At 59.2% G+C, this 16,679-nt stretch carries 12 protein-coding genes; 4 read left to right on the top strand and 8 right to left on the bottom strand.

The features are described from left to right. Nucleotides 1-8: 8 nt before the first annotated feature. The 3 genes from Q354_RS0102535 to Q354_RS0102525 form a co-directional block, all read right to left on the bottom strand. Entirely contained in the window at nucleotides 9-4,862 is a 4,854-nt protein-coding gene (locus Q354_RS0102535; RefSeq protein WP_027856249.1) for a non-ribosomal peptide synthetase, read from the bottom strand. Further along, the gene (locus Q354_RS0102530) at nucleotides 4,862-6,925 is read right to left on the bottom strand and encodes an AMP-binding protein (protein ID WP_036228369.1); all 2,064 of its coding nucleotides are present in this window, start codon (nucleotides 6,923-6,925) and stop codon (nucleotides 4,862-4,864) included. The genes Q354_RS0102535 and Q354_RS0102530 overlap by 1 nt, the downstream gene beginning before the upstream one ends. Nucleotides 6,926-7,008: 83 nt before the next feature. Further along, the gene (locus Q354_RS0102525; RefSeq protein WP_051559827.1) at nucleotides 7,009-7,989 is read right to left on the bottom strand and encodes a TauD/TfdA family dioxygenase; all 981 of its coding nucleotides are present in this window, start codon (nucleotides 7,987-7,989) and stop codon (nucleotides 7,009-7,011) included. Between the two features lie 250 nt (nucleotides 7,990-8,239). Between Q354_RS0102525 and Q354_RS0102520 the strand changes: the two genes are divergently transcribed. After that, entirely contained in the window at nucleotides 8,240-8,446 is a 207-nt protein-coding gene (locus Q354_RS0102520; protein ID WP_027856246.1) for an MbtH family protein, read from the top strand. Between the two features lie 23 nt (nucleotides 8,447-8,469). Next, nucleotides 8,470-9,906: a diaminobutyrate--2-oxoglutarate transaminase gene (locus Q354_RS0102515; protein WP_027856245.1), complete on the top strand. Its 1,437-nt coding sequence runs from the start codon at nucleotides 8,470-8,472 to the stop codon at nucleotides 9,904-9,906. Nucleotides 9,907-10,274: 368 nt separating this feature from the next. On the opposite strand, the gene Q354_RS0102510 is transcribed toward Q354_RS0102515, so the two are convergent. After that, entirely contained in the window at nucleotides 10,275-11,096 is an 822-nt protein-coding gene (locus Q354_RS0102510) for a hypothetical protein (RefSeq protein WP_027856244.1), read from the bottom strand. Between the two features lie 55 nt (nucleotides 11,097-11,151). Beyond that, nucleotides 11,152-12,351 carry an S-methyl-5-thioribose kinase gene (mtnK, locus tag Q354_RS0102505; protein ID WP_027856243.1) on the bottom strand — a complete coding sequence of 400 codons (1,200 nt, stop codon included), beginning with the start codon at nucleotides 12,349-12,351 and terminating at the stop codon, nucleotides 11,152-11,154. A 325-nt stretch (nucleotides 12,352-12,676) separates the two neighbouring features. Here mtnK and mtnA point away from each other — a divergent pair, with 325 nt between their 5' ends. Next, nucleotides 12,677-13,702, top strand: a complete 1,026-nt coding sequence (gene mtnA / locus Q354_RS0102500) for an S-methyl-5-thioribose-1-phosphate isomerase (protein WP_027856242.1) — start codon at nucleotides 12,677-12,679, stop codon at nucleotides 13,700-13,702. A 125-nt stretch (nucleotides 13,703-13,827) separates the two neighbouring features. Here the strand turns inward: mtnA and Q354_RS0102495 are convergent, their stop codons facing one another. Further along, entirely contained in the window at nucleotides 13,828-14,115 is a 288-nt protein-coding gene (locus Q354_RS0102495) for an RNA recognition motif domain-containing protein (RefSeq protein ID WP_027856241.1), read from the bottom strand. Nucleotides 14,116-14,417: 302 nt separating this feature from the next. On the opposite strand from Q354_RS0102495, the gene ansA reads away from it, so the two are divergent. Continuing rightward, the gene (gene ansA, locus Q354_RS0102490; protein WP_027856240.1) at nucleotides 14,418-15,437 is read left to right on the top strand and encodes an asparaginase; all 1,020 of its coding nucleotides are present in this window, start codon (nucleotides 14,418-14,420) and stop codon (nucleotides 15,435-15,437) included. A gap of 189 nt (nucleotides 15,438-15,626) precedes the next feature. Here ansA and Q354_RS0102485 read toward each other — a convergent pair whose 3' ends face one another. Both Q354_RS0102485 and Q354_RS0102480 read right to left on the bottom strand, forming a co-directional pair. After that, a complete protein-coding gene (locus Q354_RS0102485) occupies nucleotides 15,627-16,028 on the bottom strand; it encodes a PhnA protein (protein ID WP_027856239.1) in 402 nt (133 codons plus the stop codon). Between the two features lie 98 nt (nucleotides 16,029-16,126). Further along, complete coding sequence (locus tag Q354_RS0102480) at nucleotides 16,127-16,669, bottom strand: 1,2-dihydroxy-3-keto-5-methylthiopentene dioxygenase (protein WP_027856238.1); 543 nt, start codon at nucleotides 16,667-16,669, stop codon at nucleotides 16,127-16,129. Nucleotides 16,670-16,679 lie beyond the last annotated feature (10 nt).

Below are 16,679 nucleotides of genomic sequence, written 5' to 3'. Positions count from 1 at the left end.
GCTCAGGCTCAGGCCTCCAGTTCTGCCAGCAGGTCGATAAATTCCGCGTCGCTGATCCCGGCATCGGGGAAATCGGCGGCGGTGGCACGGCCGTTGGCCGGATCGCAACAGTGATCCAGCAGGCGTTGCAGCAACAGCAGATAGTCTTCTGCCAGCATGGGCACGCGGGCAAAGGCCGGATCGCTGGCCGGATAACTCCATTCGATATGCAGCTCGCCGGCCAGTACCAGGGCATTAATATCCAGCAGGTGCGGGCGCTGGTTTTCATCGGCACGCATCCCCGGACAAAGCGCAGTAGCCAGTGAGAACGGCCTCTCACTGGCCTGTTCCTGCTGTCCCAGATAGTTGAAGGAGACAAAGCTGTGTTGCGGCCAGCTGTCGCTGTCAGTCGCCAGATAACGCAGCAGGCCATAGTCGAGACCGTTACCCGGCAGGCGGCGCAGTTGCTCCTTGTTGTGGATCAACGCGCTGGCCCAGTCGGCCGCCGCCGATAGCTTCTGTGGGTAGCGACTGGTGAACCAGCCGATGCTGGCGGAAAGGTCGAGACCACTCTCGGCCGCTTCACGGCCATGGCCTTCCAGCTCGATACAGATCTCTGGCAGCTGCTGCCACTGTCCCAGCAACCGGGCCAGGGCAGTCAGCAGCAGTTCCTGCACGCGGCTGTTGTAGGCACCATTGGCCTCGCCCAGCAGGCGGGCGGTGGTGGCGGCATCCAGCCGGGTACTGATGGCAGCACTGTTGCCATAGCAGTTGTCAGCAGCGCTGCGTGGCAACTCAGGCTGAACCTGCTGCTGCCAGTAGTGGCGTGCCTGTGGGGTATCGATCGCAGCAGTGCGTTCGACCAGTTGCTGCTGCCACTGATGGAATCTCACGGCATCCACCGCAACCGGTGCCTGAGCATCACCCAGCTCGGCGGCATAGAGTGCTGCCAGATCAGTCAGCAGGATCTGCCAGCTGACGGCATCGACGATCAGGTGGTGAGCCGTACACAGCAGCTGTCTCTGCTGCGGCAGCCAGACCAGTTTCAGCAGCGGCGCACTGTCGAGGTTAAAACCGGACTGCAGTTGCGCCAGCAACTGATCGTCCAGCTGATCGCTCCGGCACTCGGTGGCCAGGCGTTCAGCCCAATCCTGCGCCAGCGGTTGGTACTGCTGTAGCCATTGGCCTTCGTGCTGGATAAAGCGCAGGCGCAGGCTCGGGTGACGTTCGGCCAGCTTCAGGCTGGCAGCGCGCAGGGCCGGCAGATCGATATCCAGCTGGCTGTCGAGCAGCAGTGACTGGTTCCAGTGGCCCAATTGTGACGGGGTCTGAGAAGCGGACTGTTGCTGGAAGAACCAGTGCTGTATCGGTGTCAGCGGGAAGGGTTCGGTGGGCAGTAGATCCTGCGGCTTGCTCTCTGCTTCGCGGCTCTGTTCGGTCAGGCTGGCAACCTGTGCCAGTTCGGCCATGCTCTGATGCTCGAACACCTGCTTCGGCGTCAGGGCGATACCCGCCGCCCGGGCCTTGGCAATAATCTGCAGGCTGAGGATAGAGTCGCCGCCGACAGCGAAAAAGTTATCCGTGGCGCTCAGGTCCGGCTTACCCAGCACGTCACGGGCGATCTCCAGCAGCGCCTGCTGCAACTTACCTTGCGGGGTCTCCGCCACGGCAGCCAGCTCTGCGACGGTCTGGTGTTCGAAGATCGCCTTCGGCGTCAGGGTAATCTGCTGCGGGCGTGCTTTGGCGATAATCTGCAGGCCGAGGATGGAATCGCCACCGTTGGCAAAGAAGTTGTCATGAATGCCCAGCTCCGGCTTACCGAGCAGCTCGCGCCAGATGGTCAGCAGCGCCGCTTCAGTGCTGTTGCGGGGTTCACCGTTATTGTCGGCCAGACTCTCGACGGCCGTTTCTGGCTGCTGATCCGGATCAGGCAGGGCCTTGCGGTCAACCTTACCGTTACCCAGCAATGGCAACTGGTCCAGTGCAATCCAGACAGCGGGCACCATATAGTCCGGCAGCACAGCTGCCATCTCCTGGCGCAATACATCGAGTGCTGTCTGATCGGCCACCAGGTAGGCCACCAGGCGGTTATTGCCGCGCTCGTCCGGAGCGTTGATGACCACCGCGTCGTCGGCCTGCTGTTTCAGCCAGCTTTCCACTTCACCCGGTTCGACCCGGTAGCCACGGATCTTCACCTGAAAATCACAGCGGCCGATAAACTGCAGTTCGCCCGCGACCTGCATCACCCGGTCGCCGGTGCGGTACCAGCGAAGGCCCGCAGCCTGATAGAAACGCTCGGCAGTCATCTCCGGCTGGCCCAGATAGCCCGCGGCCAGGGTCGGACCTGCCACCTCCAGCTCGCCGGCAAAGCCCTGTGGCAGCGGCTGGCCACAACTATCGACAATGCGCAGCTGGACATTGGCCAGCGGCTGGCCCAGTGCAACCACCGGTTCAGCCGCATCGAGTCGTTTCATCACCACGCCAACGGTGGTCTCGGTCGGGCCGTAGTGGTTAAACAGTGCCAGTTGCGGACTGCGCTCTTTGATCCGGGCGATCAGATCAGGCGTCAGCGCCTCACCGCCTGTTACCAAGGCGCAACGCGGCAGCAGCTCGGCGCGCGGGCTGGCCAGCAGCAGGCCGTTGAGGTGGGACGGCACTATCTTCAGGCAGTCGACCGGGCGCTGGGCCAGCTCATCGGCCAGCGCTTCGGCATCAAAGGCAAGATCTTCTGGCAGCAGACGCAAGGTACGGCCGCTGAGCAGGGCACCGTAAAGCGCGGTATAACCCAGGTCGGCACCGTTGCTGGCCAGAGTCGCCAGGCTGGCATCGGCATCCAGTGCTAAGCGATCGATCACCGCACTGGCGTAGTGGATCAGGTTGGACTGGCTCAGCACCACGCCTTTCGGCTGGCCGGTGGAGCCGGAGGTATAGATCAGGTAAGCGGCATCGCCAGCCTGCGCCGGCGCAACCTCAGTGATCGCCGCTGTGCCAGCGCTGATCGCCTGGGGCGAGAACCAGTGACAAGCGTCAGCCAGCCAGTCCGGGCGTTCGCCTGCACCGGCAATCAGCTTCAGCTGCGCATCCTCAGCGACGAACTGCAGACGCCCCTCAGGCCATTTGCCATCCAGCGCCACATAGGCAGCGCCCAGACGCCAGCTTGCCAGCATCAGTACTACTTGCCCGATGCTGCGCTCAAGGCAGATACCGATACGCTCGCCCGCCTGAATGCCATCGCTATGTAACTGCGCGGCGGCACTTTCGACCCGCTGCATCAGCTCGGCATAGCTTAGACTGTCACTACCCTGCTGCAGGGCGATAGCGTCCGGGCGCTGGGCGCAATGGTTCGCAAAGGCCTGCCAGGCGGAATCAGCCAGAGGTGCCAGTGGCTCACCCTGGAGTATTGAAACATTCTCATCCGATGCCAACGTCAGGCTGTGCAGCGCCTGCTGGTTATCGTCCAGCAACTGGCTGACGAAACAGAGGAAGCTCTCGCGAATGCGTTCGGCGCTTTCACGGCGGTAGAGGCTGTTATTGTAGCGCCACTTACCGGTAAAGCAGCTGCGGTCGTCGACCACCACCAGGTTCAGCTCATGGGCTGCACCGCGCTGCTCGGCCAGCAACTCGGCTTCGATCAGTCCGGCCTTTCCTGCTTCCGGGCGTTCATGGTTTAGGGTGAACATATGTTGGAACACCGGGCTGCGGCCCGCTTCACGCTGCACCTCCAGTTGCTCAACCAGGGCGGCAAAGGGATAAGCCTGGTGACTCAGGGCCCGTTTTACCTGCTGTGCCACCTGGCCGCTCCAGTCCGCGAAGGACTGCTCCCACTGCGGCTGGCAACGCAGCGGCAACGGGTTGACCAGATAGCCCACCAGGCGACTATGTTCCGGTTTAAGGCGGCCCGCACTGGGGGTGCCGATCAGAAAGTCATCCTGGCCCGATAGACGGGCCATAAACCACTGGAAGGCGGACAGCCACCAGACATAAGGGGTGATGCCCAGGTCGCGACATTGTTGCCGCAGCTGCGCAGCGCGCGGCTCGGCCAGTACAAAGCTGATCTCCTCGCCTTCGGCGCGGGTATCGCTACCGGGCCTGAAGTCGGTCGGCAGCTGCAGTTGGGGCAGCCCTTCCAGCTCAGCCAGCCAGTATTCGCGACTCTTCTCGCCCTGACGCAGGGCCAGTTGCTGCTGCACGGCCCAGTCACGGTAACTGTATGCAGCGGCCTGCGCCGGGGTTTTGCCACCCAGCAGCTGCAGGAACTCCTGGCGCAGCACTTCGAAAGAGATAAAGTCGGCGGCGATATGGTGTACCACCAGCACCAGATGCGGCTCGGCGCCCTGCTCGGTCTGGTTGATCGCCAGTGCAGCACGGCAGATCTGACCGGATTCCAGCACCAATGGCCGGTCCGCCTCTTCGCTGATCCACTGCTGCAGTTGCTCGGCCCCGGCATCCAGCATCATCCGGGCTTCCAGCCTGCCGGGGGTGACCGCCCTGGCCCACTGCAGCGGTTCGCCATCGCGCTCTCCATAGGGTGTACAGAGGATCGGATGACGGGCTAAGAGCGTGGCGAAGGCCTGGTTAATCGCCGCTTCGCTGATTCCGACGGACAATTTAACCGCATAGGCCATATTGTAGGCGGCGCTGTCCGGCGCCATGCGGTAGAGGAACCAGAGTGCCCGCTCGTTGGCGCTGAGCGGACGGGGTTCGAAATAGTCGGGCTGGGCTTGCAGGGCACTGATCAGCCCAGTCTTATGCTGGCGAATCTCCGCCAGCATCGTCTGATCCATAACACCCGGTGCTGCCTTGAAACTGAGCTTGTCATCTTTCAGGCTGAGGTTGATGCCGCGCAGCCAGCACTGCTTCAGCAGGGAGATCGCATCACTCATCAGATCTCTCCCTCCAGCAGCAACTCCTGTTCTGGCTCGGACTGAGGTGCAACGGCCAGGCTCTCTTCTAAGTACTGGGCCAGGGCATCGATAGTGGGATAGTGCCAGACCAGATCCGGCGACAGTTCGCGCCCCAGCCCTTCCGCCAGCTCGTGGGTCAGGGTCATGGCATCCACCGAGTCCAGCCCGGTCGCCACCAGCTCCTGAGAGGCATCGACGGTGTCGGCAGCGATTCCCAGGCGATGGGCGATCCAGCCACAGATCCAGGCGCTGATCTGGCCCGAATCTCCAGCCACCAGCGGCGGCAGCACCTCGGCCTGATCAGCATTGCCCGGCCCGGACTGCTGCCACTGCGCCTGGATGCGCAGTGACTGCTGCTGGTATTGGTCACGGCACTGCAGGCGCTGGATCTTGCCGGAGGTGGTTTTCGGCAGAGAGACCGGTGCGATCAGCACCACCGCAGCCAGGGTGATCTCATGCACTTCGGCCACGGCCTGACGGATGCGGGTGATCAGCTGATCCAGGCCTTCACGGCGACAGCCCTGACGGCTCAGTTCCTGCACCGCGATCACCTGGCCACTGCCGTCGCCAAGTTCAAACACAGCACCACCATGGGCCGCCAGATCACTGTCGACGGTCTGGATAGTCGCTTCGATATCCTGCGGGTAGTGATTACGGCCGTTGACGATCAGCATCTCCTTGCGGCGACCGCAGACATAGAGATGGCCGTCAAGGATAAAGCCCAGATCGCCGGTACGCAGATATCCGGTAACGCCATCGATCTGGTTGCCAAAGGTCGCGGCGCTCAGCTCGGGCTTGTTCCAGTAGCCCTGTGCTACGCTGGCGCCACGGATCCAGATCTCGCCAACCTGATCGGCCGGCAGCGACTGACCGCTTTGCGGATCGACGATCCGTACGTCCATCTGATCATTAATACGTCCGGATCCCGCCTGCTCCAGGCTATTCTGATCAGACAGACTCACACGCCCCTGCTGCAGCAGAGTCTTATCCAACTGAACAGCACGATAACGCTCATCTTCCGGGGTGGCTGTAACAAAGAGACAGGTTTCGGCCATGCCGTAGCTTGGCTTCAGGGTCGTCTGCGCCAGGCCGCTAGAGGCGAAGGCACAGTTGAAGTCTGCCAGGGTCCGGGCCTGGATCGGCTCGGCCCCGTTCACGCTGCAGCGCCAGTGACTCAGGTCCAGTCCGGCTTTCTGCACCTCGCTGATCCGGGCAACACAGTGCTCGAAGATAAAATTCGGGCCGCCACTGGTGGTCGCCTTAAAGTCCGAGATCGCCTTCAGCCACAGGTAGGGGTTCTGCAGTGCCACCGGCGGTGGGATCAGCCAGGTAGCAGCGCCCAGCGCCAGCGGAGTCAGTACGCCGCCAATAAAGCCCATATCATGGTACATCGGCAACCAGCTGACGAAGCGGTCTTCACCACCCATGCCAAATTCACGGGCGATCAGCGCGGTGTTATGCAACAGGTTTCCATGCCCCAGCATCACCCCCTTCGGCGATCCGGTCGAGCCGGAGCTGTACTGCAGGTAGGCGACGGTCTGCTTGTCGATCTGCGGCATCTGCCACTGCGCCGCCTGCACCAGAGATTCGCTACCCACCTGCAGCAGCCGGCAGCCGTGCGCCTCAGCCTGGAGCCAAGCGTTGACCTTCGCGCTGTGCTCTGCGGCACAAAGTACCACAGCCGCTTCACAGTCGGTCAGCATACCGCTGATACGTCCCCAGTCACGACGCTTGTGCTGTGGCGGATAGGCAGTGACAGCGATCAGGCCGGCGTAGATACAGCCAAAAAACCCGACCACATAATCGATGCCATTGGGCATCAGCAGCATGGCACGGTCACCGGCACGGGCATGCTCAAGCAACTCCACGGCCAGGGCGCGGGCACGCTGATCCAGCTCGGCATAACTGATCGAAGCTGAAACATCACTACCGTTACCCAGCAGGCTGAAACAGGTGCGTTCACCATGACAGCGGGCCTGATACTGCAACAGTTCAACCCAGTTGGCGGGCTGTTCGACGGTGGTCAAAGAGGCATTGGACATAAGGGCGTTCTCCTACACCCGCCGTGGCGGGTGCAACTGAATAGGGCTACTGGAATAATCGGGCGCGGCAGTCTGAGTCCGGCCTAGCGATGAGGCTCGGCCATCGCCACGACCACTTTGCGCTCACCCTTGAAGGTGCTGCGGCCATGGGCAGCCAGCATGTTGTCGAGCATCATGATATCGCCCGGCTGCCAGCGGAACTGCACCTGGCAGGCATCCAGCACCTGGCGTACATGGGCAAGATCGGCCTCCTCGATCGGGCTGCCGTCGCCGTAGTAGACATTACGCGGCAGGTTGTCCTCGCCGACGATGGAGATCAGGGTCTCACGCACATGGGGCTGCAGGTTGGAGACATGGAACAGGTGCGCCTGGTTGAACCAGACCGGCTCACCGGTACGCGGATGGATCGCCATAGCCTGGCAGACCTGGCGGGTGCGCAGCTCGCCATCGCCCTTCCACTCAAACTCAATCTGGTTGTCGCGGCAGAACTGCTCGACAGTGGCCTTGTCTTCGGTACTGAAGGCTTTCTGCCACGGCAGATCGAGGCCGTTGCCGTAGTTACGCACATACATCAGCTTGCGCTGGGCGAACTTGTCACGGATGGCCGGATCGATCTGCTGGTAAACCTTGCGGCTATCGGCGATCGGCGTCTCGCCGCCCTCTTCTGCAGCGGTGATAGAGCAGAACCAGATCTTCATCGGCCAGGCCAGGGTATAGGCCTGTTCGTTGTGCAGCGGAATTACCTGATGGGCCGGGTACTCGGTCGAGGTGTAAACCTTGCCTTCCACCTGGCTGCGTGGCGTTGAGGCATAGTCATAGCTCAGCAGGTCATGGCCAAAGGCCTTGGCAAACGCCTGGAAGTCCTGTTCTCCGCCGACTTCGAAACCACGCAACAGTACGCCTCCCACCTGCTCCAGCCGGGCATCGATCACGGCCTTGATCTCATCAAAGCAGTTACGCCAGTTGCGGTCTGCCGCCGGCTCGATCAGCAGCGGCAGCGGGCCTGTAGCCTCCAGCTGACCGGTGATGACAGTCGATGTCGCGATATCTGTTTCAGGAGCCATCTGTAACCTCTTCCTTAACGCTGTGAATATGAAAATCTGGATCTAGCCGCATAACCAAACAGTCGTTTGGCAACTGAGGCTGGGCATAATACATAATCTATATGAAAAGTTAAATTGTATTGATAATAATTCGCATTTGCCTTATAAAACCGCTTCTCGAATGCAACATGCTAAACGGTCGTTTAGTAACGGCCCCCTTCAACAGCACTTGTAGTCGTCTGTTAAACAAGCCACCTAAAGGGAGTGGAAGATGAGCCTTGATGATCCGAACACCATCTTTAATGTCGTAATCAACCATGAGGAGCAGTACGCCATCTGGCCGGAGTACAAGGAAATTCCAGGCGGCTGGCGTGAAGCGGGCAAGCAGGGCCAGCGCGAAGACTGCCTGGCCTGGATCAAGGAAAACTGGACCGATATGCGTCCCAAGAGCCTGCGCGACGCAATGGCTAACCGCTAAGACCCAACCCGGAATCCATCACCATGAACCAAGTTGTCAGTGACACCCTGCTGCAGAGCGCCGAGGCAGTTCAGGATCAGGACGCTATCAGCCCTTGTCTGAATCACTTCCTCACCCAGCCGATGCGACAGCTGAGTCAGAATTCGTACCTCGAACGTCAACAGAAACGTGAGTCCAATGCGCGCAGTTATCCACGGCGCTTGCCACTGGCACTGACCAGAAGTCAGGGCATCTATGTGCAGGATTCGCAGCAACAGCTCTTTATCGATGCGCTGGCAGCAGCCGGTACCCTGGCGCTGGGCCACAACCACCCGCAGATCACGGAAGCGATCAGCCAGACCCTGAACAGCGGTGTGCCGCTGCAGACACTGGATATCACCACCCCGGTCAAAGACCAGTTTATCGACCGCCTGTTCGGCCTGTTGCCGGGCAAGATGGCCGACAGTGCCCGCATCCAGTTCTGCAGCCCTTGTGGCGCCGATGCGGTAGAAGCGGCAATCAAGCTGGCCAAGACTGCCACCGGTCGCAATACGGTTATCGCCTTCTCCGGCGCCTATCACGGTATGACCCAGGGCACCCTCGCTATCATGGGTAACCTGGGGCCGAAATCGGCACTGGGCGCGACGGTACCGGATGTGCAGTTTATGCCCTTCCCCTATGCACCACGCTGTCCTTATGGACTCGGCGAGGATGGCGTCAGGGCCAGCCTGAACCAGCTGGAAACTATGCTGAGCGATCCGGAATCAGGCGTGCAGAAGCCGGCGGCGATTATTCTGGAAGCGGTTCAGGGTGAAGCCGGCGCCCTGCCAGCGGATATCGAATGGCTCAAGGGGCTGCGCGAAATCAGCCGCCGTCACGATATCCTGCTGATCCTGGACGAGGTTCAGGCGGGTATGGGGCGCACCGGTGAGATCTTTGCCTTCCAGCACGCCGGTATAGAGCCGGATATTATCGTGCTGTCCAAGGCGATCGGCGGCGGCCTGCCGATGGCGGTGATCGTCTACCGCGATGAGATCGACCAGTGGCAGCCGGGCGCTCATGCCGGCACCTTCCGTGGTAACCAGCTGGCGCTGGCATCCGGCCAGGTGGTGATGCGCCATCTGGCAGAGGAAAAGCTGCACCTGCATGCCGGAAAGATGGGCGCTCGTTTGAAGGGCCTGCTGAGCCAGATCTGCAGCCCGATTATCGGTGATGTGCGCGGCCGTGGCCTGATGCTGGGAGTGGAGATGGTTGATCCGGCGGGTAAACGCGACAGCCTGGGCAATGCACCACAGGACGGCGCACGGGCCCGCGCGGTGCAGCAGCAAGCGTTGCAGCGTGGTTTGATCCTGGAGGTGGGTGGCCGTTTTGGTTCGACGGTACGTTTCCTGCCACCATTGATCGTCACGGCGGAAGAGATCGATATCATCGCCGAGATCTTCGCCGAAGCAGTTCAGGCGGTTAGCCAGGTAACGCTGTAAAAGCCGCTTTTAGCTTTAAGCAGCAGGCCCACAGCAGCAGGCTACCCGGTTGTAGCCCGCTGCTTGTAGCTTTCAGATAGTTGGGTTTTGTCGCTACCCAATCTACAAACGCAGATTCAAGACACCCACCTACAAAGTAACTTGTAGGCTGGCGATGAGCCTGCGAATCCCAGCATTAATCAAATTGCGCAGGAGCGTTGGGTTTTGTCGCTGCGCTCCGCTACCCAACCTACAAACGCAGATTCAAGACACCCACCTACAAAGTAACTTGTAGGCTGGCGATGAGCCTGCGAATCCCAGCATTAATCAAATTGCGCAGGAGCGTTGGGTTTTGTCGCTGCGCTCCGCTACCCAACCTACCACTCATATCAGATTTCTACACCGAGCTTTAGCAATAGCTTCGGCAGCAGCTGGTCGAGCTGATCCAGATCTTCAGGCTGCAGCTCGATCAGACCAAAACCCAGCTCATCAATCCGCTCCCGCACCGCCATCATCTCCGATAACTGTCCGGCACCGCTGAGATCGCCCCAGTACTGGATACAGATATGCGACTGCGGCAGCCAGAAGTCCACCTTCAGCGGCTCATCCAGAGGCAGTGGATGCTGGCAGCTGTGCAGCAATCCCGCCAGGTAGAGCCAGTTATCGATCTGTACCCGTGCCGCTGAGTCATGCTGATGACCGTCCAGGGCCGCTCCCGGGCGGGGCTGCAACCAGCGTTGGCAGATATCCGCAAAGGCAGGATATGTGGGCAGATCCTCCGGCCAGAGCAGATAGGGCACGCCACTGCGCTCATTCTGGCGTTGCGCAGCGCCCACCAGCTTACCGGCCCGGGTCGTCACCCAACCTTTCTGCTGCGCCTCAATCCAGCCCAGCGTCTTCAGCAACTGGTTGATGCGGCCGGCAGACAGATCCAGCTCCCGGCCGAGGGCCGTGGCACTTTTCAGATGACTGTCAGGGGTTACCAGCGCCTGGTGCTGCAACACTGTCACGGGCCAGACCACGTAGGTACCGAACTTATCGCTGGTCTTATAGCGGCCACCTTCAAACTCCCCTTTCGGGGTCAGTATCCAGTGGTCATCCTCACGCTTAATCCAGCGCAGGGCTTCCAGCTCGGCAAACATCTGTTTTGAGGATTTACCCAGCTTCTTAGCCAGGACGGAGGTGGAGATCGGACTGTTATCGGAGGTCATAGGATGGGCTGTCAAACAGGACGGCAGCCCTCAGACTGCCGCATTAGTGGAGGGATCAGCTGATGCGGCGGATTCGCTGGGCCAGCGCTTCCACATCGATGATCTGGTCACGGGCCATAATCAGCTCACAACCAATGCGCAGCGCCAGTTTCTCAGAGTTAGCCCGGCTCTGCGGGTCCTCGATGGATTCGATATCGGCAACATGGGCCAGACCGATAGTACGACGGATCATCTCGGTGCCGGCATACCCCAGGGTATCGGCAAACAGCTTATCCAGATACCAGGTGCGGTAGATTTCATTGTTGAAGCTCGGGTCCTGGGTCTTTTCGCGCATATGGATATAGAAGCGCTCGGCGAAGGTATTCCACAGGGTCTCGACGCTGTCCAGCAACCAGGCCTGGTAGTCGCGGCGTTCCGCCAGGTCTCCCGGCAGGTTGGCCTGACCGGCATAGTTCAGCAGGAAGTTGCCCAGAATAGAGCCGATATCGAAACCGATCGGGCCGACATAGGCGAACTCCGGATCGATCACCTTGGTACCGCTGCCGCTGGCGAACACCGATCCGGCATGCAGGTCACCGTGCAACAGCGCTTCGGCATCGCAGAGGAACTGGCGCTTGAGCTTGTAGACTTCCAGTTTCAGGGCGTCATCGGCCCACAGCTGTTCAGCATAAGGGCGCAGGTGCGGGTTAATGCTGTTGCGTTCGTGGTCACAGTACGGGTCCCAGAAGAACAGCTCTTCCGTGATCTTACAGAGGTCCGGATTAATATAAGACTTCACCAGCTCCTTCTTGGCATGGGAATCCAGGTGGAGGTCGCTGCTGTGATACAGGGTATCGGCCAGGAAGCGCCCCAGGTCGCTGGCCAGGTTAGGCAGGCGACGGCGGGCGATCAGGGCGTGGCGCAGGTTCTCGTGCTGGCCGATATCTTCCATTACGATGGCGCAGAGATCGGCATCAAAGTGATACACCGTTGGCACCAGGTCCGGGCAGTGGCTGCCTTCATACTGCAGGGTTTCCGCTTCGATACGCACCCGGTCCTGAGACAGCGGCCAGCCTTCGCCGATAATACGTACATAGGGCAGCGCCTGCTTGACGATAACGCTGTCGCCGCCGGGCTGACCGACCCGATAGATAAAGTTTATGTTGCCATCACCTATCTCTGAAACCGTTAGCTGGGTATCCGGTTCAAACAATTCAGTGTTATGAAGTACAAACTCGGTAACGTCTTTGTCGCTGTCAAACTTACGGAATTCCATGGCTTTACAGACTCTTATTATCGGGGGACCCGGCAAAACTGACTCTCAGGCCCCCTGTATCGTTCATAATAAAAAAACGGGGTTTGACACTCTACCCCTGTTGCTGCCCTGCGGCAATCATCCAATCTGCCCGCTGCAGATCAGGCGGAACCTTTTGTTACAGTTTGATTTCAAACGCAATTACATACTGGAATTGGCTTTACAGAATTTAACTAACTGTTAATGTAGCGGCCATCAAAGCTTAAGAACCTGCGGACCGTTGCGGCAGCCTGACTACATAAGATAGCCAGTTGCTGCGCAGGTTCCCCTGACGGAGTTTGTTGCAATGAAAGATCTGATTGCCACCAGCCTGAAATATCAGTCCGGGCAGCTGCTGGTGCTGGATCAACATCAGCTGCCACATAACGAGATCTGGCTCGACTGTCAGTCAGTTCCGGGGATGGTCAGCATGATCAGGAAGCTGCAGATTCGCGGTGCCCCGCTGATCGGTATCGGGGCCAGCCTGCTGCTGGCCGATATGGCTAAACGCGGTATCGCCGAAGCCGCACTGATCGAGGCCGCCAACACCTTGCGTGCGGCACGGCCGACGGCAGTTAACCTGATGAACTGTATGGACCGGATGGTCTCGGTGCTGCGCGATCGCGGCCCGGCGGCGATGATGCAGGAAGCCGAGCTGATCTTTGAAGAAGATATAGCGCTGTGCGAGCGGATGTCCCTGCTGGGTGCCGACCTGATCCGACCCGGCAGTAACATCCTCACCCACTGCAATACCGGCAGCCTGGCGACCGCCGGCGTCGGCACCGCCATTGGCGTCATCAACAAGGCCCATGCCCAGGGCAAGGATATCCATGTCTGGGTCGACGAAACCCGCCCCCTGCTGCAGGGCGGTCGCCTGACCAGCTGGGAGATGAAGCAACTGGGCGTACCCTATACCCTGATCTGCGACAATATGGCCGCAATGCTGATGGCGCAGGGCAAGGTCGACACCATTCTGGTCGGGGCTGATCGTATCGCGGCCAACGGTGATTTCGCCAATAAGGTCGGTACCTACTCGCTGGCGGTCAACGCCCGCTACCACAAGGTGCCTTTTTACGTGGTCGCGCCTTATACCACCGTCGACCCGGCCTGCCCGGATGGCAGCGCGATTCCGATCGAAGAGCGCAAGGCCCCTGAAGTACAGGGCGTCAGTGGCAGCTTTGGCGATGTGATCTGGAGTCCGGAGGATGCCGCGGTATACAACCCGGCCTTTGATGTCACGCCCGCCGAACTGGTAAGCGGATGGATTCTGGATACCGGTGTGTTTTCCCAGGCCGATATCGATGAAGGTGCGCTGAGTAGCTTCCGGCTGTAAGGCAACAGAGGCGCCTCAGGCTATCGCAGATTGCATCTGGTAAGCGGGATATAGAAAAAGGAGTCCGGCGCTGTCACTACCGGAAGATAGTGCGGGCCTGCGACTCCTTTCTGGCGAGAACGAAATCAATCGCGGCGGCGGAATCCGCCCTGTGGACGCGAGCCCCCCTGCGGACGTGGCTTGGCCTGATTAACGATCAGCTGACGGCCTCCGGACTCCTGGCCATTCAGACTCTCTATCGCACGCAGTGCTTCACTGGAGTCGGGCATCTCGACGAATGCAAAACCGCGGGAACGGCCCGTTTCACGATCCATGATGATTTTTGCAGACTGCACTTCGCCGAATTCGGCAAACAGCATTTCCAGTTCCTGATCCTGCATCCGATAGGACACGTTACCAACGAAGATATTCATTTTTATTGATCTCGAATCTCACCGGCGTAGAAGCTCCGTTTTCGCCTGACCGCCGGTTGAATCGGGCGATAACGCTCATAGCCCAAAAGGCCATTTAGACTCCAAATCACCCTCTCCCGGGTGACAATGCAGACTACTTTTTAGCCGCTCTGCCAGGATGATTCAATATAAAATTGGTTAAATTTTGATTTATTCTGGTTATAAATCAGACAACTTCTCCGCAGCAACACGGATTGAATATGCTGATCGCGACCTGTTAAATAGGGCCCTTCTCTCTCCTCTACTCCCGGATTCAGGTGTTCATGAGTAAAAAGATCCTCGTTATTTATACCGGCGGAACCATCGGTATGCAGGCTTCAGATTCAGGCTACGTCGCTGTCCCAGGGTTTGAGCAGCTGCTTCGTAACCGGCTTGACAACAGCCATCACGCACTGCTACCCGAGTTTGAAGTACTGGAGTATGAGCAACTGATCGACAGTGCCAATTTACGACCGGATAACTGGCGTCAGATCGCCTCCAGCATCAGTGACAATTACGCCCGTTACGATGGCTTTATCGTATTACATGGCACCGATACCATGGCTTTCACCGCATCGGCGCTGTCTTTTATGCTGCAGGGCCTTGGCAAACCGGTAATCCTGACCGGTTCACAGATTCCGCTTTCCCAGCTGCGTAATGATGCCCTGGATAATATGATTACAGCGCTGTTGCTGGCGGGAGAGTCCCGGCCGGTCAACGAGGTCTGTGTCTACTTCAATGGCCGCCTGCTGCGGGGCAACCGCGCCAGCAAGGTGAAAGCGACCGGTCTGGACGCCTTCGATTCACCCAACTTTCCCTGGCTGGGACAGGTGGGAATCCATATCGAACTGCACCGCCAGCTGCTGATTCAGCCTGCCGCAGAGAAGTTTCAGATTCCAGAATTTGATCCGGCGGCAGTGGCGATCCTGCAGATCTATCCCGGCATGCCGGCCACAACCGCGGCGGCAATCATCAATCAACCGGGCGTCCGGGCGGTGATTATCCAGAGCTACGGCGTTGGCAACCTGCCGGATGCAGATGCTGAGCTGATTGCGGTATTACGCGAGGCCGCGGCCGGCGGCATCCAGCTGCTTAACCTGAGCCGCTGCCTGCAGGCACAGGTGAGCCAGGGAGCTTACGCCTGCAGTGCGGTACTGAATGAGATCGGGGTGATATCCGGGGGCGATATGACGCTGGAGGCCGCTTTCGCCAAACTGCACCTGCTGCTGGCCACTGAGAGCGATCCACAGGCCATGCGGGAACAGCTGCAACGCTCGCTGGCAGGCGAGATCAGCCTGGACTGAAGGCCAGGTCTGATAAAGCCACAGCGGGCCGCAGAGAAGCTCTGAACAATGCCTGCCTTCAGAACCGGCGAGGCACTTAACTGTGTCTGCTGACGCCCCCCGGCCTGAAGGGCCGGGCGATCAGAGGACTGAGGGACAAAACAGGGTGCGGAAAAACAACGATCTTGGACATAGTCTTTCCGCACCCGGCTACAGCGCCTCCAACTCCTCCAGCCAGGCTTCCTCTTCCGGCTCCATATAGGCCTGCTCACGCAGTTCCGCCGCCCAGGCTTCGCGTTCTGCCACCTGGTCCAGCATCGCCAGCGCAGCAACCTTAACCGCCGGGGTATCATTCCAGATGGAGTTATAGAGACAACGCCAGTGATCGGCATCGAGGCGTTTCGGCTTCTCGATCTGTTCGTAACAGGTTTCACAGATCATGATGCAGTGGTCCAGCATTGCATCGGCCGGAATCGGCGGCACTTCATATATCTTCAGTTTTACGCCCTGAGCATCACACAGCTCACAATGGGCGCTGCAGCGGCGCACCAGTTCTTTACCAAAGTGGTTCAGGTTGTGGTGCGCGCCATGACGGGAATGTCCTCTGGCCATGGGAATAACCTCCCTCGCATTAGCAAGTTATTAGTCAGACCCGGCTCAGTTCGATTAATTCCCGTATTTCCCTATACCAGTCAACGCCTGAAGCGCTGTTAATCAAACAACGGAAACCGTTCCGCAATGTCTGAACCGGTGAAATTGGCAACCCAGCCATCCGGGTTGTTAAACAAACGAATAGCAGAAAAATCCGGATTTGGCCCCATATCAAACCAGTGAGTTGTGTCTTTTGGTACTGAGATTAGGTCATTCTTACGACAGTGTACGGCAAACACTTTGGCCTCCAGGTGCAGGTAGAAAAGCCCTTCACCAGCGACGAAGAAACGTACCTCATCTTCGCTGTGGGTGTGCTCCGCCAGAAACTTCTTACGCAGCTCATCCTTTTGTGGATGACTGGCATCCAGACTGATCAGGTCGACGGTGACATAACCTTCCTGCGCTTTCAGCTTGTCGATCTCGCTGCTGTAGGCAGCCAGTACCTCAGCGGCATCCATCTCCGGCGTCACTTCACGATCGGCCTGCCAGCGCTCGAAGCGTACCCCGATCTCAGCCAGCTTGCTGCTGATCTCAGCACCCTCATCCGTATGGAACAGCACCTGTTGCGGCGCGTTATCGTTGTAGATTGTCAGTGCGCTCATCTCTCACCTC

The organism is Marinobacterium jannaschii DSM 6295 (genome assembly GCF_000620085.1).
Lineage (GTDB): Bacteria > Pseudomonadota > Gammaproteobacteria > Pseudomonadales > Balneatricaceae > Pontibacterium > Pontibacterium jannaschii.
The sequence above is the reverse complement of the archived record's forward strand: the minus strand, read 5'-3'. Positions and strand labels throughout refer to the sequence as shown.